Here is a 2,293-nt window from a genome sequence, read left to right on the forward strand (position 1 = left end):
TGGTGCTTATATTCAAAAAGTACCAACCGCTCTATTTGTTAGTAAAATTGAAGACAGATTCGGCAACTGGGTAAAGTATGAATATGACGCATCGAATATTAGCCGAATAGTCAGTAATGACGGTCGAAATATTTCAGTAAAAAAAGATAGCAAAGGCACCTCTGTATACTCAGAAGGAAAAATGTGGCGCTATGATATTTTAAATAAAGGAAGCGGCACGTCTTCAGGCAATAATCGTAATGACCTCATTGTGACCCAACCCGATGGACTGCAATGGAAATATGAATTAGATATATCAGAAACGATATCCACGTCTGATTCAGATGGCAACCCAATTTGTGGTCGACAGTTCAAGCCAAGTCGCACAACCTCTCACCCCATGAAAGTGACATCCCCTTATGGTGCAATAACAGAATTCAAATTTGATTTTATTCGTACTGACCACAGTAATATCGACTCAACTCGCTTTCATCGAACAGACGACTATAGACGTTGCCACTATTCCTATGTATTGAAAGAAAGAACCGTGACATTTAACGACAAAGTGATGAAAGATACTTATGAATACTCAGAGAACTATGGCGTTTTTGATATCGAGGCTGACAACCCTAACCCAGCAAGCTTACTCCCCTTTCCTGCGCCACCTGGAATCAGTCGGATAGACAATAAATCCATTACAAAAACACTGTCCAATGGCAATAAAGAAAAATATTACATTAATCGTAAATTTAGAACGGGTGCGTTTAATACGCTTTCTGCAATAGAGTATTATGACGCAAACCAAAAGAGACCAACATTAACGGAATCATTTGCATATAATTTGTCTGATGCAAAAGGCGTCTCGTATAAAAGTGGAAAAGACGTTTTTGAAATCACACCAAGACTCTCATCCCATAAGAAGATGTATTCAAATGGCGATGTAATAATGGTTAGGTACACTGACTTTAATCAATTTGATGCGCCTTCACATAAAAGCGTCACTGATGATAGTACGGGCTATAAACGCTATTGGAAAGAAGATGTTATTCATGACTTAAATACATGGTTATTAAATCTTCCAAGCAAAACCTACCTCTCTGAAACCCCAACCTACACTAATGCCTATAAAGAGACGGTATATAATGACCAATATCTACCTTACCAAGAAAAAAGCTTCGGCCGAATAACCACAACACATACATACCATGCTGATGGTAATTTACTCAAAACCCGCTATGCCGGACTCAATAAATACCAACAATTTGATAATTACTATCGCGGTCAGCCAAGAAAAATCACCTACCCTTGCCCAACAACGAATGGGTGCAACACCATTAACGGCAGTTCAACCAATTCAGCGGTGACCCTACTTGAAATTAACGGTGATGGAACCTTAAAGAGCCTTTCTGATTTTAATGGCAATAAAACCTATTACCGTTATAACGACATGCAGTGGCCTACAGAGGTTGATTACGCCAATACAAAGTGGGCTGATAAATTCATTGGTTACTCCACCGTTTCTCACACCGATGACGGCATATCCGGTAGCGGTATTTTACCTGGAATGTTACGCAAAACAGTTCGACATGGAAATCACCAAAAGCACACCTATTACGATGGGTTACTCCGTCCTATCTATACTCGTGAACAAGACATCACTGATAATCAAACAACGCGTTATCAGGCTTTTGAATATGACAATCAAAACCGTCAGACGTTAGTCAGTTTTCCCTCGGATAACCCCGCTAGACGGCTAGGTATCATGACGAAATACGATGTTTTAGATAGGGTTATTCGTCAAACCCGCACCAGCGATGACGCTGTTAGTCGCACAGAATACTTGGCAGGCAATAAAATTGCCGTAACAGACCCGATGGATAATACCACTACCACGACATTCTTAACCTATGACGCTTCAGCCAAAGATAATCCCATCTTAATTGAAGCTCCAAACAGTAATGATATCACTATAGATTACAACCAATACAATCAAACCACGCGACTCAGCCAAGGAGATGTGACGGAAACGCATTTGTACGACCAATACCAACAACGTTGTAAATCAATACGTCCAGAGACAGGAATAACCTCTTACGGCTATAACGCACAGCGCCAACCTATCTGGCGGGCGCAAGGCACCAACGGAAGCGAAAACAATTGCGATATTACGCCCCCCTCTGACAAAGTCCTTCTGACATATAACAATCAAGGGATGTTAAGCAAAGAAAACTTCCCAGGGCAAACACAAGACAAAACTTATCATTATGATGCGAATGGCAACCTCACACAAATAAGTGCGGGTACAGGAAGCCAG

The 2,293-nt window shown here is 40.8% G+C and carries 1 protein-coding gene; it reads left to right on the forward strand.

Annotated features, from left to right (window positions below; all coding sequences use genetic code 11):
* On the forward strand, nt 1-2,293 hold a 2,293-nt coding region (locus L2748_RS23590), incomplete at both ends, for an RHS repeat domain-containing protein (protein WP_248957803.1).

This window comes from Shewanella sairae, from assembly GCF_023283535.1.
GTDB lineage: Bacteria > Pseudomonadota > Gammaproteobacteria > Enterobacterales > Shewanellaceae > Shewanella > Shewanella sairae.